Here is a 25,153-nt window from a genome sequence, read left to right as displayed (position 1 = left end):
GACGGACGGGGCGCGCGGGCCAGGAGTGGGGGCGCGTCCCGGGCGCACTTCCCGCGCAGGTGCGCGCTCCGGAGGAATGACGCATTACCGCACACGCTCCCGTATCTTTTCGGCCAACTTCTGTGGCCTGCCCCCGCCCCCTGTACGAGCCTCCCCAACCCCCGTGTCACCAGGGAGGAAAGGGGTGGGCGGCACGCGCGCACCCTACGGGGATTGGCCACCGGCCGAAGGCGCACTTCCCAGCGGGCTGATGGAGTGCAACGCTTCGTGATCGAATGGTTTACGCCACGTTGCCATGTCGACATAGTGCGCGGTGCCGAACTGGTCACGCCGGCATCACGGGACACAGTAGATTCGATCATGACTGTCGTACGGCGGGGGACTCGTGCAGGACCGAGGGGAAACGTGCAGGAGCGAAACGCCCGACAAGAACGGGGTGCAACGACCACCGAGGGGGGCTTAGCGCTATGAGCCAGGACGCCATTGCCGCACCGGAGGCCCCGGCTCGGAAACTGGCGGGCCGCAGGCGCCGCGAGATCGTCGCGGTGCTGCTGTTCAGCGGCGGCCCCATCTTCGAGAGTTCCATACCGCTGTCCGTGTTCGGCATCGACCGCCAGGACGCGGGGGTTCCTCGCTACCGCCTCCTGGTGTGCGCCGGTGAGGACGGACCGCTGCGCACCACCGGCGGACTCGAACTGACCGCCCCGCACGGCCTGGAGGCCGTCGCGCGGGCCGGCACGGTCGTGGTCCCCGCGTGGCGCTCGATCACCGCGCCGCCCCCCGCGGAGGCGCTCGACGCGCTGCGCCGTGCCCACGAGGAGGGTGCCCGCATCGTGGGCCTGTGCACGGGCGCCTTCGTGCTGGCGGCCGCGGGGCTGCTCGACGGGCGTCCCGCGACCACGCACTGGATGTACGCCCCGACGCTGGCGAAGCGCTACCCCTCGGTCCACGTGGACCCGCGCGAGCTCTTCGTCGACGACGGGGACGTCCTGACCTCGGCGGGTACGGCGGCGGGGATCGACCTGTGCCTGCACATCGTCCGCTCGGACCACGGCAACGAGGCGGCCGGCGCGCTGGCCCGCAGGCTCGTGGTGCCGCCGCGCAGAAGTGGGGGCCAGGAGCGCTACCTGGACAGGTCTTTACCGGAGGAGATCGGGGCCGACCCCCTGGCCGAGGTCGTCTCCTGGGCGCTGGAGCACCTCCACGAGCAGTTCGACGTGGAGACGCTCGCCGCGCGCGCCTACATGAGCCGCCGCACCTTCGACCGCAGGTTCCGCTCACTGACGGGGTCCGCCCCGCTCCAGTGGCTGATCACCCAGCGGGTGCTCCAGGCCCAGCGTCTGCTGGAGACCTCGGACTACTCGGTGGACGAGGTCGCGGGCCGCTGCGGTTTCCGGTCGCCGGTCGCGCTGCGCGGGCACTTCCGCCGCCAGCTCGGCTCCTCCCCCGCCGCCTACCGGGCCGCCTACCGGGCCCGTAGACCGCAGCAGGAGCGGGTGGCCGAGCCGGTGGGCGCCGCGGTGTCGGTGACCGGCTCCCTGGGCAACGGGGAGGCGGGTTCGGTGCCGGCCCAGGTCAGGCGGCCCGGTCCGTCGGGCCCCGGCCTCCCGCCCCCGTATCCGGAGGACCGGGAGCGGGCCGAGGCGCTGGCCGCGGGTGGCCTGGGACGCGGCGCGCTGCCGGGTCAGCGGGAGCGCCCCGTAGGGTAGGACATATGAACGACCGTATGGTGTGGATCGACTGCGAGATGACCGGCCTCTCGCTGGCGAAGGACGCACTCGTCGAGGTGGCCGCACTCGTCACCGACTCCGAGCTGAACATCCTCGGTGACGGTGTGGACATCGTGATCCGGCCGCCGGACGAAGCACTGGAGACGATGCCCGAGGTGGTGCGCGACATGCACACCTCCTCGGGCCTCCTCACGGAACTGGCGGGCGGTACGACGCTGGCCGAGGCAGAGGAGCAGGTGCTCGCCTACGTCCGCGAGCACGTGAAGGAGCCGGGCAAGGCCCCCCTGTGCGGGAACACGGTCGGCACCGACCGCAACTTCCTGGCCCGGGACATGGCCGAGCTGGAGGGGTATCTCCACTACCGCATCGTGGACGTCTCCTCGGTGAAGGAGCTGGCCCGCCGCTGGTACCCGAGGGCGTACTTCAACGCCCCCGCGAAGGCCGGCAACCACCGGGCCCTGGCCGATATCCGCGAGTCGATCACCGAGCTGCGCTACTACCGCGAGGCGGTCTTCGTCCCGCACCCCGGCCCCGACTCGGACACCGCGAAGTCGATCGCCGCCAAGCACACCCTGCCCCCCTCCTGACCTCCCCGGACACCCCGCGCGACCGTTCACGCGCGCCCCCGGGAAAAGGTGTGCACGAGCACCCCTCATCACCCTGTACACTTTTTCTCGGCCGGTCAGAAAAACGCCGGTCATGGTGGGTGTAGCTCAGCTGGTAGAGCACCTGGTTGTGGTCCAGGAAGTCGCGGGTTCAAGTCCCGTCACTCACCCTTGAGAGGGAAAGCCCCTCACCCGCGGAAACGCGGGTGAGGGGCTTTCATCGTTCCCGGGACGCTTTCCCGTTCCCGGGACCGGCCGGACCACGACGGTCCTCGTCAGTACCCGAGCACCCGGGCCGGGTTCTCACCCCTGCGCGGCCCGGTCGGCCGCGAGCTGTTCCACGAGGGACGGGAGGACGGCCCCCAGGGGCAGTCCGACGCGTACGGTGGCCCGGTCGTCGCCCCGGGTCGCGCCCTGGTTCACGATCGCCACCGGTTTGCCCGCCTTGGCCGACTGCCGTACGAAGCGCAGTCCGGACATCACGCTCAGCGAGGAGCCGAGGACCAGGAGTCCGCGAGCGGCGTCGACCAGATCGACACAGCGCTGGACCCGTGGCCGGGGGACGCTCTCGCCGAAGAAGACGACGTCGGGTTTGAGCACGCCGCCGCAGGTGGCGCACGGGACGATCCGGAAGGACCGCACCGCCTCCTCGGGCAGTTCCACGTCGCCGTCCGGATTGACCCGCCCGCCGGCCGCACCGGCGAAGTCGCCGTTGAGGCCGCGCAGCCGTACGTCCAGTTCCTCCCGCGCGGTGATCCGGCCGCAGGCCAGGCACACGACCCGGTCCAGGCCCCCGTGCAGTTCCACGGCCTCGCGTGTCCCGGCCGCCCGGTGCAGTCCGTCGACGTTCTGCGTGATCACCCCCGACACGTACCCGGAGCGGCGCAGCGACTCGACCGCGTGGTGCCCGGCGTTGGGCTCGGCCCGCGCGATCCGCCGCCACCCGGCGTGGCTGCGCGCCCAGTACCGGCGGCGCCCCTCCTCGGAGCCCGTGAACTCCTGGTACGTCATGGGGGTGTGGTGCCGCAGCGTGCCGGAGACCCCGCGGTAGTCGGGAATCCCCGACTCGGTGGACAGCCCGGCACCGCTGAGGACGACGATGCCGCCCCCCTTGAGCACGCGGGCCAGCTCCTTTGCCCCGGGCGCGGCCGAGGCGCCGGGGACCGGCCCCGCCGAGAACGCTGAGGACCCTGAGAACGCTGCCATGCCTCCAGGCTACGGCGCCCGGCGTCGTACCACCGGGCCCCGGGCCCCGCTCCCCGCGCGCCCGCGCCCGATCCGCGTCACAGTGAAGGTGCGAACGCGCTCCCTCCGGGAAGGGGCCTCGTATGGGCCGGGCTCAGCACGGGGACAAGGACGCACGGCGGCTGTCCGTGTACCACGGCCGGCGTGACTTCGCGCGGACCGGCGAACCGGCGGGCCGTGACGCGGCGCCCGGTCCCAGCGCCCGTTTCGTCGTCCAGATCCACGACGCGCGGCGGATGCACTTCGACTTCCGGCTGGAGGTCGACGGGGTGCTCAGGTCCTGGGCGGTGCCCAAGGGGCCGTCCGGCGACCCGCGCGACAAACGGCTCGCCGTGCCCACCGAGGACCATCCGCTGGAGTACCGGACCTTCGAGGGGGTGATCCCGGCCGGGGAGTACGGCGGGGGCACCGTCATCGTGTGGGACCAGGGCACCTACCGGCCGCTGAGCCACGACAAGCACGGCAGGCCGCTGCCCTTCGACGAGGCGCTGGAGCGCGGGCACGCCACCTTCTGGCTGGAGGGCGACAAGCTGCACGGCGAGTACGCCCTGACCCGGTTCCGCACCGGCGCCGCCGGCGAGGAGGCGTGGCTGCTGATCAAGGCCAGGGACAAGGGGCGTACCGCCCGCCCGGAGCCGCACGGCACCCCCGACCCGCACCGCGCGCGCTCGGCGCGCACCGGCCGCACGCTGCGCCAGGTCGAGGACCAGCAGACGTGAGCGGAGGGGAGCACGGGCCACCCGGTGACAAGACGGTGTGACCGGCCGATGGGACAGGCCGCCCGCCCCCACTCGTACCCACCCCAAGGACCGGTCGGCCACCCCCCCACTCGTATCCACCCGAAGGGAGACCGCACGTGAGTGCTTCGCAGTCCGCCGTGGCCGCCGCTCTTCTCGCGCGCCACGGCCGCACCTACGCGAGGGACGCGGGGATCAGGCTCCAGGACACCCCGCAGCCGCTCTACCAGCTCCTCGTGCTCAGTTCGCTGCTCAGCGCCCGTATCCGGGCCTCCGTCGCGGTGGCCGCCGCGCGGGCCCTGTTCCACGACGGGATGCGCAGCCCGCGCGCGATGGCCGAGGCGAGCTGGCAGCGGCGGGTGGACGCGCTCGGCGAGGGCCACTACCGGCGGTACGACGAGCGGACCGCGACCCAGCTCGGGGAGGGCGCCGAGCGGCTGCTGGAAGCACACGGCGGTGACCTGCGGCGGGTGCGCCGGGACGCGGACGGCGACGAGGGCGCGCTGCGTTCCGGGCTGCGCGAGACCCCCGGTATGGGCCCGGCGGGCGTGGACATCTTCCTGCGCGAGGCACAGGCGGTATGGCCCGAACTGGCCCCCCGGTTCGACGCCAAGGCCCTCCAGGGCGCGGAGCGGCTGGGTCTGCCGCGCGAGCCGGACCGTCTCGCGCGGCTCGCCGGGGACGCGGGACCGGCGGTGTTGGCCGCCGCGCTCGTGCGGGCCGCGCTGGAGAAGGACGTCGTGGACGACGTCCTGGAGCACGCGGGCTGAGCCGTACGCCGCCGCGCGCTCAGCTCGACTCGCGGACTACGAGTTCCGTGGGCAGGACGAGGGAGTCGTGCCGGTCGGCGCGGGCGCGTCCCGGGGCGGGGCGGGGGGCGGCGATCTGGCTCAGCAGGAGCCCGGTCATCGCCCGGCCCATCTCCACGATGGGCTGGCGGACGCTGCTGAGCGGCGGGTCGAGGTGGCGGGCTATGGCGGAGTCGTCGAAGCCGACGAGGGCGACGTCCTCGGGGGTGCGGCGGCCCGCCGCGCGCAGCACCTGCCGGGCGCCGGCCGCGAGGACGTCGGAGGCCGCGAACACGGCGTCGACCCGCGGTTCGCGTTTAAGGAGTTCGGCCATGGCCCGGCGCCCCGACTCCTCGGTGAAGTCGCCGTTCGCCACGAGGGCGGGGTGGGCGTCCGCGTCGGCCAGCGCCTCGCGGTAGCCGGCCAGCCGCCGCTCGGCGCCGTACACGTCGAGTTCCCCGGTGATGTGCGCGATGCGGCGCCGCCCCTGGGAGAGCAGGTGCTCGACGGCGGCGCGGGCCCCTCCGTAGTTGTCGCAGTCGACGGAGGGCAGCGTCTCGGCGGCCGAGCGGGGGCCGCTGATCACGGCCGGGATGCCGAGTTCCCGCAGCTGGTCGGGGAGCGGGTCGTCGGCGTGCACGGAGACCAGCAGGGCGCCGTCCACGCGGTGTGCGCCGAGGTATCCGGCGAGCCGGCCGCGTTCGCGTTCGCCGCCCGCGAAGGTGAGCAGGAGTTGCAGCGGGGTGCGCGCGAGGCTCGCGCCGATGCCGTGGATGATGTCGGAGAAGTAGGGCTCGGCGAAGAATCTGGTCTCGGGTTCGGGGACGACGAGGGCGATGGCGTCGGCGCGGTTGGCGGCGAGGGCGCGGGCGGCGGTGTTCGGTACGTAGCCGAGTTCGGCCACGGCGGCCTCGACGGCGGCGCGGGTGCGGGGGCTGACCTTCGGGGAGCCGTTGATGACGCGCGAGACGGTGCCGCGGCCGACCCCGGCCCGCGCGGCGACCTCCTCCAGCGTGGGCCGTCCCGCCGAGCGGCCCCGCGATGTCTGTGCCATGACCTCTCCCCGCTGCTCCTGGGCCGGTCGCTCGTCTCGCCCCCGCTCCGCCCGCGCGGCCTCCATTGTGCGCACACGCCCCGGGCACCCCGTCGCCGCCTCCGCCAAGCGGCCGCCCGGTGGCCGGGCACCACGCCACGCGCGTGCCCGGCCACCGCCGCCGACGGCTGCTAATTTCTCCCCTATGCCCGTTACGCGCCTTTCCGTCTCCCCCGTCCCCCTCACCGGCTGATCCGCATGGGCCTCATCCGGGACCATCCCGAACTCGCGCTGTTCCTGTGCATCGCGGCCGGGTATCTGGTCGGCAAGCTGCACATCGGGCCGGTCAAGCTCGGTGGTATCTGCGGGACCCTCATCGTCTCGCTGCTCCTGGGGACCCGTCACATCTCGGTGAGCGACGACGTCAAGACGGTCTTCTTCGCGGTCTTCATCTTCGCGCTGGGCTATATGGCGGGGCCCCAGTTCTTCGCCAACCTCAACCGGCGCGGGCTGCGCTACGGCGTGCTGTCCCTCATCGAGCTGGTCTGTGTCCTCGCCATCGCCTTCACCCTGGCCAAGCTCTTCGACCTGGACATCGGCACCGCCTCGGGCATCCTCGCGGGCGCGGCCACCGAGTCGGCGGTCGTCGGCACGGCCACCGAGTCGATCGGGAAGCTGTCCGGGCTCAGTGCGGCGCAGATCAGCGAGTACCAGGGGCACGTGGCGACGGCGTACACCGTCTGCTACCTGTTCGGGCTCATCACCATCGTGCTGTTCACCAGCCAGATCCTGCCGATCGTGCTCCGCATCAACCTGCGGGACGCCTCCCGTGAGCTGTGGGCGAGGATGCGCGGGGACGAGAACGCGCTGGAGTCCGACGAGCGGGAGGCCCTGCCCACCACGGTGGGCCGCACCTATCTGGTGACGGACGCGGACGGCCTGACCGTCGGTGAGCTGGAGCGGGCCACGGGCGGCCGGGTCACCGTGGAGCGGATCAAGCGCGGCAGCCGGATTCTCACCCCGGAGCCGGATCTGCGGCTGACGCTGTCCGATCTGGTGCTGGTCGTGGGCCGGCGCGCCAACACCATCGACGCGGGACGGCACATCGGGCCCGAGACGCCCGCCGTGCCGGGCCTGGACACCCCCTTGGCCACGCGTCAGATCTCCGTGACGGAGAAGAGCAGCGTCGGCCGCACCCTCGACGAGCTCCAGCGCGCCCATCCGGAGTTCGTCCGGGACGGCGTGTACGTCACCGACGTGGTGCGCGGGGACCAGGACCTGCCCGCGGCACCCGACACGGTGCTGCGGCGCGGGGACGTGCTGACGCTGGTCGGCGCGCGCTCGGGACTCGACCGGCTGACCTCGAAGCTCGGCTCGGTGGTCCAGAACAGCAGCGCCGACTTCGTCTACATCGGTCTGGGCATCGCGCTCGGCGCGCTGCTCGGGCAGGTCGTGATCACCCTCGGGGACATCCCGCTGTCCCTGGGCACCGGCGGCGGCTGTCTCGTGTCGGGGCTGGTCCTCGGCTGGTTCCGCTCCCGCAGCCAGACCTTCGGGGCCTTCCCGCCGCAGGCCGCGTCCACCCTCAAGGACCTGGGCCTCGCGGTGTTCATCGCCTGCACGGGCCTGACCTCGGGCCCGCAGGCGTGGCCGCTGATCAAGCAGTACGGGGTGCTGCTGCCGCTCGCGGGCATCGGCATGGTCCTGATCCCCGCGTGCGTCTCGCTGTTCGTGGGTCTGCGACTGCTCGGGCTGGAGAAGCCGCTGCTGATCGGGGCGATCGCCGGGCAGCAGTGCTCGACCCCGGCCATCACCTCGATCACCCAGGTGGCGCAGAGTTCCGTCCCGCTCATCGGCTACACGATCACGTACACGCTCTCCAACTTCCTGCTGCCGCTGACCGGCCCGATCCTCGTCGGCGTCCTCGGCTCCTGAACGCTCCGCCGCCCCGGCACACGCGGCCCGGTGCCGTACGCGCCCGGCGGGCAGAAAGACCGGCCACATGATCGACTTCCTCAACCGCGACATCTTCCAGCCCTATCCCGAGCTGCTCGTCTTCATCACGGTCGCCTTCGGCTTCCTCGTCGGGAAGCTGCGCTACAAGGCGATCGCGCTCGGCAGCGTCACCGGCTGCCTCGTGATCGGGCTGGTCTTCGGAGCCCAGCTCAAGGTCGAGATCGACGCGACGGTGAAGAACCTGTTCTTCACGATGTTCCTGTTCGCGCTCGGCTACCGGGTGGGCCCGCAGTTCTTCCGGGGCCTGAAGAAGGACGGGCTGCCGCAGGTGCTCAACGCGATCGTGGTGTGCGTGACGGGCCTGCTGGTCTGCTGGGGCTTCGCGGTGCTGCTCGGATACGGGCCGGGGCTGGGGGCGGGGCTGCTGGGCGGGGCCCTCACGCAGTCGGCGGTCATCGGGGTGGCCCAGGACGCCATCGGCAACCTTCCCGGCCTGTCGAAGAGTGAGGTGAAGTCGCAGTCCAATCTGGTGCCGATCGCGTACGCCGTGACCTATCCGCTCGGCACGATCCTGTGCGCCCTGCTGCTGTCCAGCTTCCTGCCCAGGATCTACCGCAAGGACATGGCGGCGGAGTCCGCGCGGCTCGCCGCCGAACTCGACGCGCCGAACGAGGACCCGGACCTGGCCGAGGGCTACTACGAGGTCGTGCTGCGCGCCTACCGGCTGGAGCGCCCCGACCTCGTGGGCCGCTCCGTCCAGGACTTCGAGGACCAGCAGGCGCACCTGGGGCGGCGCGTCTACCTGACCCGGGTACGGCGCGCGGGGAAGATCCTCGACCACGACCAGCAGCTCAAGCTCCGCCACGGCGACGTGCTCGCGGTCAGCGCCCTGCGAGGCGCCCTCGTCGACTACGACCCGCTCACCCACATCGGCCCCGAGGCCGACGACGCGGACCTGCTGACGTACCGCACCGAGAACCTGCACGTCGTCGTCTCCGAGAAGGACCAGATCGGCCGGAGCGTCGCCGACCTGCGCAAGGAGCCCTTCATGGTCGGGGTCTACATCGACAAGGTGTACCGCTCGGGCGCCGAGTACCCCTACCGCCTGGCGAGCACGGTCAACCGCGGCGACACCCTGGTGCTGACCGGTCCGCAGCGGCTCGTGGACCCGGCCGGGCGCAGGCTCGGCAAGCCGGTCCCGACGAGTTTCGCGACCGACATGGTGTGGGTCGGGCTCGGTATCTTCCTCGGGGGCTGCATCGGCATCCCGGCGCTGACCCTGGGCGGGGTCCCGATCTCGCTGTCCACCTCGGGCGGGGCGCTCATCATGGGCCTGGTCTTCGGCTGGATCAGGGGGCGCTACCCGACCTTCGGCAACGTCCCGCCGGGCGCCCAGTGGTTCATGGACACGCTCGGGCTGTGCCTGTTCGTCGCCGTCGTCGGCATCAACGCGGGACCCAGCTTCACCAGCGGACTGTCCACGGCCGGCTGGGGACTGCTGCTGTTCGGGGCGATCGCGACGGTCGTCCCGCTCCTCGTCGGCTTCCTGTTCGGCCACTACGTGCAGAAGATGCGCTTCCCGATCCTGATGGGCGTCCTCGCGGGCGGCCAGACCACGACCGCCGCGATCGGCGCGATCAACGAGACCTCCAGGAGCCAGGTCCCCACCTTCGGCTACACGATCCCCTACGCGGTGGGCAACGTCCTGCTCACCATCTGGGGCGCCGTGATCGTCCTGCTCAACCACTGACCGCCCCGCCCCCACCCGGGAGGAAGCCCCATGCCCAAGACCCGTTTCACCCGAGAGCAGATCCAGCGGTACGCGGGGCTGAGCCCCTTCGAGCTGAAGAACGTGTTCATCGACCTGGCCGAGGAGAAGCAGGCCGACGAGCCGGGCCAGAAGGGCAAGTCGCAGGCGCAGATGCTCAACGCGGGCCGCGGCAACCCCAACTGGGTCGCGACCGGGCCCCGCGCGGCCTTCCACGCCCTCGGCTACTTCGCGCTGGAGGAGTCCGGCCGGGTGTGGACCGCCGACAACCTCGGCGGGATGCCCGAGAAGGAGGGCTCCGGCGAGCGCTTCGACTCCTTCGTCCACCGCCACCCCGAACTGCCCGGCGTGGAACTGCTCGTGAGATGCGTGGACGAGGCGCTGCGCCGCTTCGGCTTCGACAAGGACTCCTTCCTGCACGAGCTGAGTGACGGCATCGTCGCCGACAACTACCCGGTCCCGGACCGCGTTTTGCCGCACACCGAACGGATCGTGCGCGAGTACCTGAACGAGGAGATGTTCGCGGGCGACGCGCCCGAGGGGAACCTGAGCCTGTTCGCCACCGAGGGCGGCACGGCGGCGATGTGCTACATCTTCGACTCGCTCATGAAGAACGGCCTGCTCGCCAGGGGCGACCGGATCGCGCTCATGACGCCGGTGTTCACCCCGTACATCGAGATCCCCGAACTCGACACCTACGACTTCGACGTGGTGTACGTGCGCGCGAGCCTGTTCGCGGAGAGCGGGGTGCGCGAGTGGCGCTACCCGCCCGAGGAGGTCGCGAAGCTCGCCGACCCCTCGATCAGGATGGTGTGCCTGGTCAACCCGAGCAACCCGCCCTCGCTCGCGCTCAGTCAGCGGGTCGCGGACCAGATCAAGGGCATCGTCGCGAAGGACAACCCGGATCTCGTCCTCGTCACCGACGACGTGTACGGCACCTTCGTGGAGGGCTTCCGCTCGCTGGCCGCCGACCTCCCGCACAACACGCTGCTCGTCTACTCGTACTCCAAGCACTACGGGGCCACCGGCTGGCGGCTCGGGGTCATCGCGCTGCACGACGACAACGTCATCGACCGGCGGATCGCCGAACTGCCCCAGGAGTGGAAGGACCGTCTCGCCCGGCGGTACGGGACGATCACCCTGGAGCCGGAGAAACTGCGCTTCGTCGACCGCATGGTGGCCGACTCGCGGCAGGTCGCGCTCAACCACACCGCCGGCCTCTCCACCCCGCAGCAGGTGCTGATGTCGCTCTTCTCCCTGTTCGACCTGCTGGAGGAGGGTCAGGCGTACAAGCGGCGGGTGCGGGGCATCGTGCGCGACCGCCTCGACCTGCTGCTTGAGGGCGTCCGCATGAAGATCGCCGAGGACCCGCTGCGGGCCGGGTACTACGTGGAACTCGATCTGCTCGCCGAGGCGGAACGCACCCACGGCAAGGACTTCGCCGACTACCTCCGGCAGAACTACGAGGCCGTGGACCCGCTCTTCCGCCTCTCCGAGCAGACCAAGGTGGTGCTGCTCAACGGCGGCGGCTTCGAGGGGCCCGAGTGGTCGGTGCGGGTCTCCCTCGCCAACCTGGACGACCTCGACTACCTGCGGATCGGCCACCACCTGCGCAAGATCTTCGACGACTACGCGGCCGAATGGCGGGCCGCGGGCTCCTGACGGCGGGCCCGCCCCGGCCGGGTGGGGGGAAGAGGACCGGCCGGGGCGCGCGTTCCCTGAGAGGCTCCCGGCGGGGAACCCCGTGGGGTCCCGCACGGTCCCGGACGGGGCCTGCGGGGACTCCCCGTGGGGGAGGGGAGCGAGGGCGACGCTAGTGCGGCGGGCCCGCGAGGCCCAGCCTCTTAAGGCGCGCTTAACGCGCCGGTCGGCCCGCGTTAAAGACCGTCACCGAGGGACCGGGCCAAGGAGCCGCGCCGCCGGCCGGCGGGGACGGCCGGCGGGGAGGCGGGCAGCGCCCCGCCGGCCCGGTGGCCACCACCGTGCGCGGCGCACGCGGAGCCGGGCTCCCCCGCCTCCCCGGCGCCCGTCCGCAGTCGCAGCCGCACCTCGGCGCCGCCCAGCGCCGAACGGCCGATCCGCAGGTCCCCGCCGGTGGACTCGGCCAGCCGGCGGGCGATGTCCAGGCCCAGCCCCGTGGAGCCCGCGACCCCGGCCCCGCCACCGCGCCGCAGCGCCCTGCCCGGGTCGCCGATTCCCGGGCCCGCGTCCGAGACCACCACGAACACCGCTCCGCGCGCGGCGCCCTCGACGACGTCGACCGCGAAGGCCGTGCCCTGCCCGGTGTGGCGGAACACGTTGCCGAGCAGGGCGTCGAGCACGGCGGACAGTTCACCGCGCGCCACCGGGACGGACACCGTCCGGCCGACGCCCGAGACGCGGGTGTCGCGCCCCTCGTCCTCGGCGAGCGCCGACCAGAAGGCCATGCGCTCCCGTACGGCCTCGGCGACATCGCAGTACGCCCGGCCGGGCCGCTCGTCCCCGCTGTGCGCGGAACGCGCCGCGCGGATCAACGTGTCCACCTCGCGCTCCAGTTGCTCGACGGCGCTGCGGGTCTGCTCGGCGGCCGGGGAACCGCCGAGCGAGGCCGCGTTCAGCCGCAGCGCGGTCAGCGGGGTGCGCAGCCGGTGCGAGAGGTCGGCCGCCAGCTCGCGTTCGGCGGCGAGCAGTGCGGTGACCCGGTCGGCCATCGAGTTGAAGGCGGCGGCGGCCATGCGCAGTTCGGCCGGCCCCCGCTCCGCGACCCGCACCCCGAGCCGCCCCTCCCCCAGCTCCCTCGCGGCGCGGGCGAGTTGCCGGGCCGGGCGCACCATGCGCACCCCGAGCCGGTCGGCGACCGCGACCGCCCCGACGACGAGCAGGGCCCCGGCCGCGCCCAGCAGCAGCCAGGTCCCGGCCACCCCGCGCCCGGCCTCCCCGCGCGGCACGTACACCTCGACGACGGCGATCTGCCCGGTGCCCAGCGCGGCGGGCCGCAGCAGCGCACGGCCCCCGGGCACCGGTACGGAGGTGGTGTGCCCGGTGCGGCGCACGGTGTCGATGTCGCCCCGCGCGGCCCGCCGCCGCCCCGCCTCCTGCGCGGGGGCGCCCGCCCCGGCGGGGATGTGCACCGCGAGCCGGTCCGGGCCGCCCTCGGCGACCGTCGCCATGGCCCGCTCCAGCGGCTCGCGTGCGGTGGTGACCGAGAGGGTCGGGGCGATCGCGGCGGCCGTGCGTTCGGCCCGGGTGATGGCCCGGTCGTGGGCCGTCTGCTCGACGACGAGGCCGAGGGGGACGGCGAAGGCGAGGACCACCAGCGTGGTCGCGAGCAGACACACCTTGACCAGGGCCCAGCGCATCGCGGACGTCCGCCCCCCGGTCAGGCCGTCGGGCCGGGCAGCACGCCGCCCGCCCCGGCCTGGGTCACCGGGGCCTCCAGCTTCACGCCGACCCCGCGCAGCGTGTGCAGGTAGCGCGGGCGCGCGGCGCTCTCCCCGAGCTTGCGGCGCAGCCAGGACAGGTGGACGTCGATGGTCTGGTCGTCCCCGTACGACTGCTGCCACACCTCGGCGAGCAGTTCCCTGCGCGGGACGACGACCCCGGGGCGGCCCGCGAGGAAGGTCAGCAGGTCGAACTCCCTGCGGGTCAGCTCCAGGGCCACGCCGTCGAGTTCGGCCTTGCGCCGCCGCGGGTCTATGCACAGCCCGCCCACCTCGATGAGGCGCGGGGGCTCCGCGGCGCCGCCGGACCGGGATCTGCGCAGGACGGCGGTCATCCGGGCCGACAGGTGCGGGGCGGAGAAGGGTTTGACGAGGTAGTCGTCGGCGCCGTCGTTGAGCAGGCGCACGATCTCGCTCTCCTCGTCGCGCGCGGTCGCGACGATGACGGGCACGTCGCTCAGGCCGCGCAGCATCTTGAGCGCCTCCGCCCCGTCGAGGTCCGGCAGCCCGAGATCGAGTATCACGAGGTCGAAGCCCTGGTGCGCCACCTCGCGCAGCGCCTCCAGGGCGGTGCCGACACTGCGCACGGCGTGCGCGGCGTCCGTCAGGTGTCTGATCAGCGCCGAGCGTACGAACGGGTCGTCCTCCACGACGAGCACACGTGCCATGACCGGCACCGTAACCCATGCCCGGCGCCCCCGACCCCGCCGGACGGGAAGGCGGTTGGGGAGATCGCGTGACGGGGGGCGGGCGCGTGGGGCGCGCGGGCGCGGGGCGCGGCGGGTCCCGGCGGCGCGGGCGCGGGGCGCGTCACGAAGGCCGTTCGCGGGCCGCGGGACGCCCGGACCGCTACGAGAAGGCGGAGGCGGGCGGGGGCGGGGAGTCGACCGCGCCGGCGTCCCGTACGGGCTTCGCGCCGCCGGTGAAGCCGGCCAGGCCCCGCCCGTGTTCGACGCGGCCGGGGTGCGGGTCGGAGGCGATGCGCCGGGTGAGTTCGGCGACCGGGAGCGGTGCCCGGGAGGCGAACAGGACGGCGTTGCCGAAGCGTTTGCCGCGCAGCACCGCCGGGTCGGCGGCGAGGGCGAGTTCGGGGAAGACGGCGGCGGCGGTCGCGACCTGCCCGCGCAGGAAGGCCAGCGGCGGCCCGTCGGTGAGGTTCGCGGCGTACCGCCCCCGCGGCGCGAGCACGCGGCCGATCTCCTCCAGGAACTCGGTGCTGGTGAGGTGCGCGGGGGTGCGGGCGCCCGCGAAGACGTCGGTGATGACGAGGTCGGCCCAGCCCTCCGGCACCTTGGCGAGCGCGGCGCGCGCGTCGAGGGAGCGCACCCTGATCCGGGCGCCCGGGTCGAGCGGCAGCTCCTTGCGGACGAGGGCGACGAGCCCGGCGTCGACCTCGGCGGCCTGCTGGGTCGAGCGGGGCCGGGTCGCGGCCGTGTACCGGGCCAGCGTGAGGGCCCCGCCGCCCAGGTGCAGGGCGTGCACGGGCTTGCCGGGCGGCGCGAGCAGGTCGACGAGGTGGCCGATGCGGCGCTGGTAGGCGAAGTCGAGCCGCGTCGGGTCGTCGAGGTCCACGTGCGACTGGGGGGCGCCGTCCAGGGTCAGCGTCCAGGAGCGCGGCCGGTCCCGGTCGGGCACCAGTTCCGCGAGCCCGCCGTCCACCGGTACGGCGACGTCCGGCGCCGCGCTCTTCTTCCGTGCCACCCGCCCATTGTAGGAAGGGGCCGGGGCACCGCGCCGCCCGCGTCCGCCCGCCGCGTGCGGCACGGCCTCAGTGGCAGCGGTCGACCGCCTCGATGGTGCGGGCCGCCTCGCCGAGGGCGCGGCGCAGTACGGCCGGGTCGGTGACCTCGCCGCCCTCGCCGGGGGGCAGCAGCCACGCGCTGTGCCCGGTGCCCGTCCTGCCCCCGTCGGCGTCGAGCGACGGCAGCGTGATGCCGCGGCCCGCCGTCTCCGTACAGGCGCTGCCGGGCACGTCCCACGCGTCGGCGGTGCCCTGCGGGACGAGGAAACCGAGGGTCGCGCAGGTGCCGTCGTGGACCACGGGGCCGACCGAGGGCGCGCTGCGGCGCAGGATGTCGACGGCCTCCAGGCCGTAGCGCGCGGGAACGGTCACCAGATCCCAGGGGACGGCCCCGGCGCCCTGCTCGGGCCCCCCAGGGGCGTCCTCACCGTCCGTGACGGTCGCGGTGACGGTGGTGGCGCCGGTGCTGACGACCGCGTTGACGGCGGCGACGGCGGTAGCGGTGGACGAAGCAGACGTTGTCGTGGACTCCGACAAGGGAACCCCTCCTTGATCGAATCGGAGCCGTCCGGCGGCTCCTCACTCCCCACAGCGTTCAACGCGTCAACGCGTCAAGGGCTACGGCGGCACGCCGCCGCAAAGGATGGCGTTTCATGGCAGATCGAGGGTGAGATATCCGGTTTGTACGCAAACTCAGCGTGTCGGCACCGTCACAGCGGGTACCTTTCTGCTCCGTCGGAACAGGCCGGTCGCGGGGCAGCGGCCGGCCCGGCCCGCACGAACCGCACGAGAGGGCTCGGCCATGGCGTCGTCGGCACCACTGTCACCTTCGTCAGCCTCACCGGGGAGTCCCGCGACGACTCCCCGGCCCAACGCGGCCTTCCGCGCCTTACGGGGGTCCCTCTCCCCCGGCGAGTTCGCGGCCTCGGTACGGCGGGCGGCGCGGGAGATCGGCGAGGGCGTCTCGTGCGACGCGCGCTACATCGGCCGCGTGGAGTCCGGAGAGATCCGCTGCCCCAACTACGCCTACGAACGGGTGTTCCTGCACATGTTCCCGGGCAGAACCCTGAGCGACCTCGGTTTCGCGCCGCGCTCTGCGGTCCGGGGACGGAGGGCGGCCGGCGTGGGCACGCAGTCCGCGCAGCCCGCGCACCCCGCGAACAACTCGCGGTACGAGAAACAGAGTGACGAGGAGAGCGACGTGCGGCGTCGCGCATTCATGACCTCAGGCGCCTCGGTCGCCGCCGCCTCCGTCGGCGCGCTGGGCGGCCCGGCCCACGCCGCGCTGCCCGCGCAGCGCTCCGGCGACCCCGCGCCCCACGAACTGCCCGACCCCTTCGCGGAGGTGACCCCCCGGCCGGGCCACCACCCCGGGGAGCGGGAGGCGCGCGCGGTCGAGGAGGCGGTGCGGCAGATCCGGGTCCTCGACGACCGGCACGGGGCCGAGGGACTGTACCAGCGCGCGGCGGGCCCGCTGCGCACCGCGTACGAGCTGCTCGACACGGGCGCCGTCCGGCAGTCCACCACCGACCGGCTCCAGGCCGGGGCGGGCGAACTGTCCATCTCGGTGGGCTGGCTGGCGCACGACTCGGGGCACTTCGGCGACGCCCGCTCGCACTACGCGGAGGCCCTCGCGGGCGCCCGGATGGCGGGCGACGACGCGCTGGAGGCGCACGCCTTCTGCAACACGGCCTTCCTCGCGCGCGACGTGGACCGGCCGCGCGAGGCGGTCCGCGCCGCGCAGGCCGCGCAGCGCGCGGCCCGCCACCTCTCCTCCCCCCGGCTGCTGTCCCTGCTCTCGCTGCGCGAGGCGGGCGGCTGGGCGGGGCTGGGCGACCGCGGCGCGTGCGAACGCGCCCTCGGTGAGGCGCACACCCTGTTCGGCAGAGGCGACGGCGACGCGGACCCCGAGTGGATGACCTTCTACGGCGAGGCCGAACTGGAGGGCCTGGAGGCGCAGTGCTGGTCGGCGCTGGGCGACTGGTCGCGCGCGGCCCGGCACGCCCGCCGGGCGGCGGCCGTCGCGGCCTCCCGCACCCCGGGGTTCACCCGGAACATCGCGCTCTACACGGCGGAACTGGCCGACGACCTGACCCGCGCGGGCCACCCCGAGGAGGCGGCCGCGGCGGGCAGCACGGTGCTGACCCTCCTCGGCGAGGTCCGCTCCCCCCGCATCCGCGCGATGCTGCACCGCACCAGCCGCGCCCTGACCCGCCACCGCAAGCTCCAGGGCGTCGCGCACTTCCTGGACCGCTGCCCGGCCCCCTGAACCCGTCCGGTTCTCCGCGCCCGTCGGGCGGTTGGGGGCCCGCCCGGAGGACGGAAGGACCGCCGGGAGGACGGAAGGCCCACACCGTAGGGGCCGCGCCCGCCCCGGACACGGCCCCGGCGCCCCTCACGGAAAGAGCGCCCCTCACGGAAAGACGCGCCCCCTCACGGGAAAAGATGACCCGTCTCGTTCCAGGCCGCGATCGCCGGCCTCCCGTAAGCCCAGTCCAGTACCGACAGTGAGGCCGGGCTCAGCCGCAGCCGCGCCCCGAAGTCGAGCGGAAGCCCCAGCCAGCGCGCGGCGACGGCGCGCAGGATGTGCCCGTGCGCGAAGAGCAGCACGGTGTCCGTGTCCTCCTCCTCGGCCGTCTCCTTGAGCAGCCGCACCACGGAGTCGGCCCGCGCGGTGAGTTCCCCGACGCTCTCCCCGCCGGGAACGCCGTCGCGCCAGATGTGCCAGCCGGGGCGGCGCTCCTGGATCTCGGCCGGGGTCAGCCCCTCGTAGTCGCCGTAGTCCCATTCGCGCAGCGCGTCCCACGCCTGGGCGCGCGGGCCGAAACCGGCCAGCTCGCAGGTCTCGGCCGCGCGGGAGAGCGGACTGGTGCGGACCACCGCGCCCGGCAGCCCCTCGTACGGCTGGGCGCGCAGCCGGTCGCCGAGCAGCTTCGCGCCCTGCCTGCCCTCGTCGAGCAGCGGTACATCGGTGAGCCCGGTGTGCTGGCCGGACAGGGACCACGCGGTCTGTCCGTGACGGGCGAGCAGGACGCGCGGCGCCATGAGGGGGACCTTTCGTCGTACGGGCGCCACCGGGCGTGCGGCCGGGGGCGCCGGGTTACCGGTGCGCGCGGCCCGCGGAGGGGGCCCGCGCACGCGTCCCCATCATCCCGCACGGTCTCCGTCCGTCTCTCCTGCCCCGGGGCAACCCGCCCGCCGCCTCTCGCGTCCTAGCAGTCGGCCGCCCGGGGGATGAAGCCGGCGTGAAGCGGGGCAGGCGAGGGCGTGACGTGCGAGGTCGTGCGGGCGCCGGTACCAGCCCCTGGCGTACAACCGCATACGTCGTAAAGTGGGGCGCCGCAGTCGGCCGCCGCCGGCCAGGGATAGGGAGTGCGATCGGATGCAGCGGACCGAGGCACCGGTCGCCGACACGGGGCCGGCCGGGATGACCCGGCTGCGCTGGTGGACGGAGATACCCCTCCTGCTCCTCGTCTACGGGGCGTATTCGGCCGGCCGTCTCGTCGCTCGCGGGGACGTCGCCGGGGCCGTGGACCACGGGCTGACGATCCTGCGGATCGAGAAGTTCTTCCGGATCAACGCCGAGCACCCGCTGAACCGGCTGTTCACCCGCGAACCCTGGCTCGGTATACCCGCCGACTTCTGGTACGCCTCCCTGCACTACGTGGTCACCCCGGCCGTCCTGGTCTGGCTGTTCCGCTACCGGACGGCGGTGTACCGGGCGGGCCGCACCTGGCTCATGACCTCGACCATGATCGGGCTGGTCGGCTTCACCCTGCTGCCCACCTGCCCGCCCCGGCTGCTCTCCGCCGGGTACGGCTTCGTCGACACGATGGCGCACTACAGCTCGTACGGGTGGTGGGGCGGCGAGGCGAGCGCCCCCCGGGGCCTGGGCGGGATGACCAACCAGTACGCGGCGATGCCGAGTCTGCACGTGGGCTGGGCGCTGTGGTGCGGGGTCATGCTGTGGCGGCACGGGCGCGGCCGCTGGGCGCGCGCGGCCGGGATCGTCTACCCCCTGATCACGACCCTCGTGGTGATGGGCACCGCCAACCACTACCTGCTGGACGCGCTCGCGGGCGCGGCCGTGATGGGCGTGGGCGCGCTGCTGAGCCGCCCGGTCCTGCGCTGGGCCGCCCGGCTCCGGGTCCGGCTGGGCGGCGCCGCGGAGCACAGCGTGCTCGTGGCGCGCTCCCCCGGGGAGGACGACGCGGCGGACACCGGGAGGGGCCGGGGGGCGTCCCCGGTCGCGGTGCGCGGACCGGTTGTCGGTGGCGGATGCGAGACTTCGGCGGGTGAGCGAATACCCCAGCAGCATCCCCTCGCCCCAGGAGCCGACCGGGGGCGCGAACCTGCCCCGGCAGAGCGACCGGACGGGGCTCCGGCGGCGGCTCGCTGAGCTGCGCGGACCGGAGGTCCCGGCCCGGCCGCTGGACGCCCGCGCCCTCGCCGCGCTCGCCGCGAACCCGGGCTGCGACCGGCGGGCCCTGCTCGACGGGGCGGGCGTCGACAAGGCGGAGCTGGCCCGCGCGCTCGGTGCCCCCTCGGACGCGGGCCAGTCCCAGTTCGCCTTCATGCGCGGCAACGCCTTCGAGGCCCGGGTCAAGGCGGACGGCGGCGCGGAGTTGCTGCGTTTGACGCACGCGCGGCTGGGCGGCGGCCCCGAGCCGGTGCCGGGCCGGGCGCGGGTGCCCGATCTGTCGGCGGCGGGACCGGAGGGCCGGGCGACGCGTACGGAGCTCGCGCTGCGCGAGGCGGTCGCCGAGGGCGGCTGGACCCTGCTCGACCACCCGATGCTCGCGCTGGACGTCGCGGGCTCCCCCGCCTTCCTGGAGCCGGACGCGGTGGTGGTCGCCCCGGACGGTTCGTGGGCGGTGGTCGAGATCAAGTCCTTCCCGATGATCGACGGGGCGGCGGACCCTGCGAAGGTGGGCGCGGCGGCGCGGCAGTCGGCGGTGTACGTCCTGGCGCTCCAGGAGGTCGCGGCGCGACTGGACCCGGTGCCCGAGGTGCGCGAGCGGGTCCTGCTGGTGTGCCCGAGGGACTTCTCGAACCTCCCGGCCGGGGCCGCCGTGGACGTACGCAAGCAGCTCGCGGTGACCCGCAGGCAGCTGTCCCGGCTCACCCGGGTCGAGGACATCGCGGGCGCCCTGCCCGAGGGCACGGCCTTCGACACGGGACTCCCGGTGGGCGAGCTGACGGCGGCGGTGGAGGCGGTCCCCGCGGTGTACGCGCCGGAGTGCCTGTCCGCCTGTGAACTGGCCTTCCACTGCCGGTCGCGGGCGCGCGGGGCCGGGGCGGTCACGGCGCTCGGCCGTTCGGTGCGCGGCGAACTGGGCGGTCTGACGACGGTCGCGGACGTGCTCGCGGCGGCCCACGGCGAGGCGGGCGACCCGGCCGACCCGGCCGACCCGGCGGTCGCGGCCCTGCGCCGGGCCCAGGAGCTGCGCGCGGAGGCCCTGGCGGGGGCCGCCGCCGCGCCCGGCTCCGGCCGGGAACGGGGGGTCTGAGATGTCGCTGATCTCGACGCTGGCCCGGCTGGAGGCGGTGCACACGGGGCGGGCCCAGGCGCTGACGACGGTGCGCCACCGGCACCTGTCCCCGCGCCCGCTGGTCCTGGTGCCGCTCGTCACGGCCGGTGAGGCGGGTGCCCCGCTGGGCGCGCTGGTGGGCTGCGACCGGGAGGAGCCCCGGCTGCTGTTCGTCCCGCAGCCCCGCGACCGCGAGCTGCGCTTCGGCTTCCTGTCGGCGCTGGCCTCGGTGGTCCTGCCGTACGTCGACGGGTTCGCGGGCGACGTGGAGGCGGTGGAGCGCAAGGAGACCGATCCGGGGACGGGCAAGCGGGTCACCGTGGAGACGGAGCTGTGCAAGGACGCCCCGCAGCTGATCGTCCCGAGCCGGCCGGGCGTGGAGTTCCTGCGGCTGCTGGGGCGCTCGATGCGGTTCCGGCGTACGGCCGAGCAGGACCCGGAGGCGCCCTACCCCGCGCCGCCGCACGTGCCGCTGCTGGGCCGCTGGCTCACGCACTTCGGGGAGCGCTCGCGGGTGCCGGGCTCGGCGCTGCTGCTGCCCATGACGGAGCTGCTGTCGCGGCACTGGGCGACGGGGCAGAGCAATCTGGAGGACCAGCATCTCGGGGCGCTGCTCGCGTGGCTGGACCCGCCGGAGGGCCTGAGCGGCGCGGAGGCGGCGCTCGCGGCGGAGCTGGACCGGGACGCCGAGGGCCAGTTGCGGCTGCCGCCGGCCGGTCCGGCGACCGACCCGGCCTTCGACAACCGGTTGCTCGCCCCGGCGATCGAGCGCTGGGACCGGGCGCGCGCGGCGCTGGCGGCGGCCGAGGAGGGCGGGGAGGCGGACCGTCTGCTGGGCGCCCTGTCGGCGGCCGAGCGGGAGGTCGGCGAGCTGGTCCTCAGCCGTACCCGGCCCACCTGGGACGCGGTGTGGCGCGGCCTGGACCTGCTGCGGGAGCTGCCGGAGGGCGGGTACGCGCGGGAGCGGTGGACGAGGGACCGCTGGTCGTACACCGCGCACCGGGACCGGATCGCGGCCGGTGAGCCGCCGCAGCCGCGCCGGGACGACGCGGTGACCGCCGCCCGCAAGCTGGCCGCCCGCGAACGCGAGCAGGCCCGGCTGGACGCCCAGGAGGCGCTGGACGACCCGCTGGTCATGGCGGCCCGGCGGCTGTCCGGTGAGGCCTTCGTCGGCGAGGTGACGGGCGTCGAGATGACGTACACGGACAGCAAGCGGCCCAGCCCCCGCCCGCTGCTCACCCTGCGCACCGGCGACCGGCCGCAGGTGGCCGAGCGGACGAAGGTGTTCCGGGTGCTCGACGGGAAGCCGCAGACCGCGCAGTACGTACGGACGGACGAGGAGGGGTCGCTCGTGCTGAGGCTCCTGGACCGGATGGGCCGCGGCAGGGAGCCCGCCGAGGGTTCGGTGCCGGAGGTCGGCGCGGCCCTGTGTTTCACGCTCTTCGCGCACGACCAGCGGCCGGGGGCGGCCCTGCCGGAGGCGGAGGACACCCCGTGGACGCACGGCGGCCCGCCGTCCGGCCCGCAGGACGTACCGCTGCCGGAACCGCCGGACCCGGTCACCGAGGAGGACCTGCTGTGACGACGACATCGGCCGCGACCGCGGCGGGGACCGGCGGGGGTTTCGACCCCTCGGCGCTCGCCGCGCGGGCCACCGGGGCGATCCTCGCGGACACGCTGTACGGGACGGAGCGCGGGGTGGTGGTGGACTCGCCGCCGGGCGCGGGGAAGTCCACGCTCGTCGTGCGGGCGGCCCGGGAGCTGGCGGCGGCCGGCCGCCGGCTGATGGTCGTGGCGCAGACCAACGCGCAGGTCGACGATCTGGTGCTGCGGCTCGCCGCGAAGGACCCGGAGCTGCCGGTGGGGCGGCTGCACAGCAGCGACCAGGACGCGTACGACCCGGCGCTGGACGCGCTGGAGCGGGTGCAGACGTCGAGCGCGGTCGGGGACCTCACTGAGCTGCCCGTCGTGGTGTCGACGGCCGCGAAGTGGGCGCACGTCAAGGACGTCGAGCCGTGGCCGCACGCGATCGTGGACGAGGCGTACCAGATGCGTTCGGACGCGCTGCTCGCGGTGGCCGGGCTCTTCGAGCGGGCGCTGTTCGTGGGGGACCCGGGGCAGCTCGACCCGTTCTCGATCGTGGGCGCCGAGCAGTGGGCGGGGCTGGCCTACGACCCCTCGGCGAGCGCGGTGGCGACGCTGCTCGCGCACAACCCGGGGCTGCCGCAGCACCGGCTGCCGGTGTCCTGGCGGCTGCCGGCCTCGGCGGCCCCGCTGGTGAGCGCGGCCTTCTATCCGTACACACCGTTCCGCAGCGGTACCGGGCCCGGGGAGCGGACGCTGGGCTTCGCGGTGGCGGGGGACGGTTCCGCGCACGACCGGGTGCTGGACGAGGCGGCGCTGTCCGGATGGGGGCTGCTGGAGCTGCCGGCCCGGCACACTCCGCGTACCGACCCGGAGGCGGTGGCGGCGGTGGCGCGGGTCGTGCGGCGGCTGCTGGAGCGGGGCGGGGTCGCGGCCTCGGCGGGCGAGGAGGGCGGTCCGCGGCCGGTGACGGCGGCCCGGGTGGCGGTGGGCACGGCGCACCGCGACCAGGCGGCGGCGGTCCGGGCGGCGCTGGCCGCCCTCGGGATCACCGGGGTCACGGTCGACACGGCGAACCGGCTCCAGGGCCGCGAGTACGACGTGACGGTGGTCCTGCACCCGCTGTCGGGCCGCCCCGACGCGACGGCCTTCCACCTGGAGACGGGCCGGCTGTGCGTCCTGGCCTCCCGGCACCGGCACGCGTGTGTCGTGGTGTGCCGGGCGGGCGTCGCCGAGCTCCTGGACGAGCATCCGTCGACGGAACCGGTGCAGCTGGGCGTCACGCTGCGCTTCCCCGACGGCTGGGAGGCCAACCACGCGGTCCTCGCGCACCTCGCGGAACATCGGGTGCCCCTGGATTGCTGACAGCACGGGGGGCCGGGGCGCTCCCCCGCGCCGCCGAGCTTGGGCCAAGGCTCCTCCTTGCGGTGCGGGGGACAATGGTGGGTGGTCCACCGCCCGGCCGCACACGACCAGCGGATTCCCGCGGGACCGCACGAACCGTACGCGCACGACAGGAGGACCTCATGGCGGAGCCCGAACGGCAGCCGCGGCCGCGTCCCGCGCCGCTGCTCTTCGAGCCGAAGGCGGCGGCCGCCGACCCCGAGCACTTCTTCGACCTGGAGGACATCGACGACCCGCGTCTGTTGCTGGACCGGGCGACGGAGCTGACCCACGCCTTCCGCGCCGCGGCCGACCGTTCGCTGGAGTACCAGGCGCTCGCGGCGGCCCAGCTCGCCGACCCGCGCCGCTTCGACCGGCTCACCCCGGCGGCGATCGCGGAGCGCGCGGAGTGGACCGAGGACTACGCGAAGAAGATGATCGAGTTCGGCCACGACCTGCTGCGCGGCGCGGTCGAGAAGTAGCCCCGCGCACCGGTCCCGCCGGGGGGGGCGGTCCCGCCAACCCCGCGCGCTTCACCCCGCCCGCCTGTCCGCCGCACCGGGTGCGGGGGGCCGGTCCCGCGACCCCGGCGTCCCCCTCACTCAGCGCGCGCCCGCCCCACCGGGTGCGGGGCACCGGACCCACCACCCCCGCGCGTCCGCCCCGCCCTGCCCGCGCGTGCGCCGCCACAGTGCCGCGCCCCTGTCCCACCGGCCTCGCGTGTGCGGGTGCCCGGGGCCGTCCGCATCCGGCATATGCCGGGTGAGCGCGCACGGTACGCCTTCCCCCGTCCTTCTGTCCCTGTTTCCGCCAAGTTCGTCGCACACGGCCTCCGTCGGGGAGACCGTAGGGGTATGAGCAGCGTGGATCTCGACATCATCGGCAGCAGGACCGGGCGGCGCACCGCGGAGGTGCCGGGCGGCGCGGTGGACGACTTCGGGGGTACGCCCCTGGCGGGCGGCGACGACGCGGGGCGGATGACGCGGGCCGGGGCCGGCTGGCTCGCCTCGGCGACGGCGTGCCCGCCGGAGACTCTGGCGCTGTGGGACGCCCGGCCCCGTTCGCCGCTCGTCGTGCCGTGCGGCACGGCCTTCGACCTGATCAACGCCCCGGCCCTGTTCGGGCGCCGCATGGTGGACCGGCTGTGGGCCCAGGGGCCGGGCTGCGGCCCGCTCGCCGTCCGCAGGGACCGGGTCCTGATCTTCGCGGCGCCCGGCACCGGGGGCCGGCTGCTGTCCCTGCTGCGCTGGGAGGAGTGGGGAGGCCGCCACCGGTACGCCGTGCCGCCGCTGCTGTGCCACGGCGCCGGGGACGTCGTGACGCTGCCCGCCGTGGAGCCGGACCCGGACGCCGGTCAGGAGACGCGCTGGCTGGTCGCCCCGGACTCGTCGGCGCCCTGGCTGCCGGGCCCGGAGGTGCTGATGTGGGCGGCCTCCCGGGCGGCCAGGTCGGGGGTGCGGATATCGATTTTTCCTCCCGCCGACCAGGGTGCTAATGTCTACGACGTCAGCAGGCGCCGCTAGCTCAGTTGGTTAGAGCAGCTGACTCTTAATCAGCGGGTCCGGGGTTCGAGTCCCTGGCGGCGCACCGACACGGAAAGGCCCCTCGCGCGAGCGGGGGGCCTTTCCGCATG

The 25,153-nt window shown here is 74.3% G+C and carries 21 protein-coding genes and 2 tRNA genes; 16 read left to right on the top strand and 7 right to left on the bottom strand.

Features of this window, described 5'->3' with window-relative positions; translation table 11 throughout:
- Positions 1–467 precede the first annotated feature (467 nt).
- From ACFYMP_RS26370 to ACFYMP_RS26360, 3 genes are all read left to right on the top strand, one after another.
- A complete protein-coding gene (locus tag ACFYMP_RS26370; RefSeq protein WP_388862135.1) occupies positions 468–1,709 on the top strand; it encodes a helix-turn-helix domain-containing protein in 1,242 nt (413 codons plus the stop codon).
- A gap of 5 nt (positions 1,710–1,714) precedes the next feature.
- The gene (orn, locus tag ACFYMP_RS26365; protein ID WP_388862133.1) at positions 1,715–2,317 is read left to right on the top strand and encodes an oligoribonuclease; all 603 of its coding nucleotides are present in this window, start codon (positions 1,715–1,717) and stop codon (positions 2,315–2,317) included.
- A 115-nt stretch (positions 2,318–2,432) separates the two neighbouring features.
- Positions 2,433–2,505, top strand: a tRNA-His gene (locus ACFYMP_RS26360).
- A 133-nt stretch (positions 2,506–2,638) separates the two neighbouring features.
- Here ACFYMP_RS26360 and ACFYMP_RS26355 read toward each other — a convergent pair.
- Positions 2,639–3,541, bottom strand: a complete 903-nt coding sequence (locus ACFYMP_RS26355; protein ID WP_388862131.1) for an NAD-dependent protein deacetylase — start codon at positions 3,539–3,541, stop codon at positions 2,639–2,641.
- Positions 3,542–3,663: 122 nt separating this feature from the next.
- On the opposite strand from ACFYMP_RS26355, the gene ACFYMP_RS26350 reads away from it, so the two are divergent.
- Positions 3,664–4,299 (top strand): DNA polymerase ligase N-terminal domain-containing protein, encoded by a 636-nt coding sequence (locus tag ACFYMP_RS26350; RefSeq protein ID WP_388862129.1) that lies wholly within the window; start codon positions 3,664–3,666, stop codon positions 4,297–4,299.
- A gap of 137 nt (positions 4,300–4,436) precedes the next feature.
- Positions 4,437–5,087, top strand: coding sequence for an endonuclease (locus ACFYMP_RS26345; protein WP_388862127.1), 651 nt, complete (start codon positions 4,437–4,439; stop codon positions 5,085–5,087).
- Positions 5,088–5,106: 19 nt separating this feature from the next.
- On the opposite strand, the gene ACFYMP_RS26340 is transcribed toward ACFYMP_RS26345, so the two are convergent.
- The gene (locus tag ACFYMP_RS26340; RefSeq protein WP_388862125.1) at positions 5,107–6,159 is read right to left on the bottom strand and encodes a LacI family DNA-binding transcriptional regulator; all 1,053 of its coding nucleotides are present in this window, start codon (positions 6,157–6,159) and stop codon (positions 5,107–5,109) included.
- A gap of 237 nt (positions 6,160–6,396) precedes the next feature.
- On the opposite strand from ACFYMP_RS26340, the gene aspT (ACFYMP_RS26335) reads away from it, so the two are divergent.
- The 3 genes from aspT (ACFYMP_RS26335) to ACFYMP_RS26325 all read left to right on the top strand — a co-directional run bounded on the left by aspT (ACFYMP_RS26335) (position 6,397) and on the right by ACFYMP_RS26325 (position 11,524).
- Entirely contained in the window at positions 6,397–8,073 is a 1,677-nt protein-coding gene (gene aspT / locus ACFYMP_RS26335; protein ID WP_388862123.1) for an aspartate-alanine antiporter, read from the top strand.
- 67 nt (positions 8,074–8,140) lie between these two features.
- Positions 8,141–9,844, top strand: coding sequence for an aspartate-alanine antiporter (gene aspT, locus ACFYMP_RS26330; protein WP_388862122.1), 1,704 nt, complete (start codon positions 8,141–8,143; stop codon positions 9,842–9,844).
- A gap of 30 nt (positions 9,845–9,874) precedes the next feature.
- The gene (locus tag ACFYMP_RS26325; RefSeq protein WP_388862120.1) at positions 9,875–11,524 is read left to right on the top strand and encodes a bifunctional aspartate transaminase/aspartate 4-decarboxylase; all 1,650 of its coding nucleotides are present in this window, start codon (positions 9,875–9,877) and stop codon (positions 11,522–11,524) included.
- Positions 11,525–11,739: 215 nt separating this feature from the next.
- Here ACFYMP_RS26325 and ACFYMP_RS26320 read toward each other — a convergent pair whose 3' ends face one another.
- From ACFYMP_RS26320 to ACFYMP_RS26305, 4 genes are all read right to left on the bottom strand, one after another.
- Positions 11,740–13,200, bottom strand: a complete 1,461-nt coding sequence (locus ACFYMP_RS26320; protein WP_388862118.1) for a HAMP domain-containing protein — start codon at positions 13,198–13,200, stop codon at positions 11,740–11,742.
- A 20-nt stretch (positions 13,201–13,220) separates the two neighbouring features.
- Positions 13,221–13,949, bottom strand: coding sequence for a response regulator transcription factor (locus ACFYMP_RS26315; RefSeq protein ID WP_388862116.1), 729 nt, complete (start codon positions 13,947–13,949; stop codon positions 13,221–13,223).
- Positions 13,950–14,130: 181 nt separating this feature from the next.
- Positions 14,131–14,982: a spermidine synthase gene (locus ACFYMP_RS26310; RefSeq protein WP_388862114.1), complete on the bottom strand. Its 852-nt coding sequence runs from the start codon at positions 14,980–14,982 to the stop codon at positions 14,131–14,133.
- A gap of 67 nt (positions 14,983–15,049) precedes the next feature.
- The gene (locus ACFYMP_RS26305) at positions 15,050–15,559 is read right to left on the bottom strand and encodes a hypothetical protein (RefSeq protein WP_388862113.1); all 510 of its coding nucleotides are present in this window, start codon (positions 15,557–15,559) and stop codon (positions 15,050–15,052) included.
- A 265-nt stretch (positions 15,560–15,824) separates the two neighbouring features.
- On the opposite strand from ACFYMP_RS26305, the gene ACFYMP_RS26300 reads away from it, so the two are divergent.
- Positions 15,825–17,291: a tetratricopeptide repeat protein gene (locus tag ACFYMP_RS26300; protein ID WP_388862111.1), complete on the top strand. Its 1,467-nt coding sequence runs from the start codon at positions 15,825–15,827 to the stop codon at positions 17,289–17,291.
- Positions 17,292–17,455: 164 nt separating this feature from the next.
- Here ACFYMP_RS26300 and ACFYMP_RS26295 read toward each other — a convergent pair whose 3' ends face one another.
- On the bottom strand, positions 17,456–18,067 hold the full coding sequence (locus ACFYMP_RS26295; RefSeq protein WP_388862109.1) for a histidine phosphatase family protein: 612 nt from the start codon (positions 18,065–18,067) through the stop codon (positions 17,456–17,458).
- Between the two features lie 337 nt (positions 18,068–18,404).
- On the opposite strand from ACFYMP_RS26295, the gene ACFYMP_RS26290 reads away from it, so the two are divergent.
- The 7 genes from ACFYMP_RS26290 (at position 18,405) to ACFYMP_RS26260 (ending at position 25,107) form a co-directional block, all read left to right on the top strand.
- Positions 18,405–19,421, top strand: coding sequence for a phosphatase PAP2 family protein (locus tag ACFYMP_RS26290; protein ID WP_388862107.1), 1,017 nt, complete (start codon positions 18,405–18,407; stop codon positions 19,419–19,421).
- Positions 19,375–20,532, top strand: a complete 1,158-nt coding sequence (locus tag ACFYMP_RS26285; RefSeq protein ID WP_388862185.1) for a hypothetical protein — start codon at positions 19,375–19,377, stop codon at positions 20,530–20,532. Before ACFYMP_RS26290 ends, ACFYMP_RS26285 begins: the two co-directional genes overlap by 47 nt.
- Position 20,533: 1 nt before the next feature.
- Complete coding sequence (locus tag ACFYMP_RS26280) at positions 20,534–22,135, top strand: hypothetical protein (protein WP_388862105.1); 1,602 nt, start codon at positions 20,534–20,536, stop codon at positions 22,133–22,135.
- Positions 22,132–23,502, top strand: a complete 1,371-nt coding sequence (locus ACFYMP_RS26275; RefSeq protein ID WP_388862103.1) for an AAA domain-containing protein — start codon at positions 22,132–22,134, stop codon at positions 23,500–23,502. Before ACFYMP_RS26280 ends, ACFYMP_RS26275 begins: the two co-directional genes overlap by 4 nt.
- Positions 23,503–23,663: 161 nt before the next feature.
- Complete coding sequence (locus ACFYMP_RS26270; protein ID WP_363144732.1) at positions 23,664–24,002, top strand: hypothetical protein; 339 nt, start codon at positions 23,664–23,666, stop codon at positions 24,000–24,002.
- 372 nt (positions 24,003–24,374) lie between these two features.
- A complete protein-coding gene (locus ACFYMP_RS26265) occupies positions 24,375–25,043 on the top strand; it encodes a hypothetical protein (protein WP_388862101.1) in 669 nt (222 codons plus the stop codon).
- A tRNA-Lys gene (locus ACFYMP_RS26260) sits at positions 25,034–25,107 on the top strand. The genes ACFYMP_RS26265 and ACFYMP_RS26260 overlap by 10 nt, the downstream gene beginning before the upstream one ends.
- The last annotated feature ends 46 nt before the right edge of the window (positions 25,108–25,153 follow it).

It is taken from the genome of Streptomyces sp. NPDC007088, assembly GCF_042869355.1.
Classification (GTDB): Bacteria; Actinomycetota; Actinomycetes; order Streptomycetales; family Streptomycetaceae; genus Streptomyces.
Note: the sequence above shows the minus strand (reverse complement) of the source record. Positions and strands in the feature narration are given on the sequence as shown.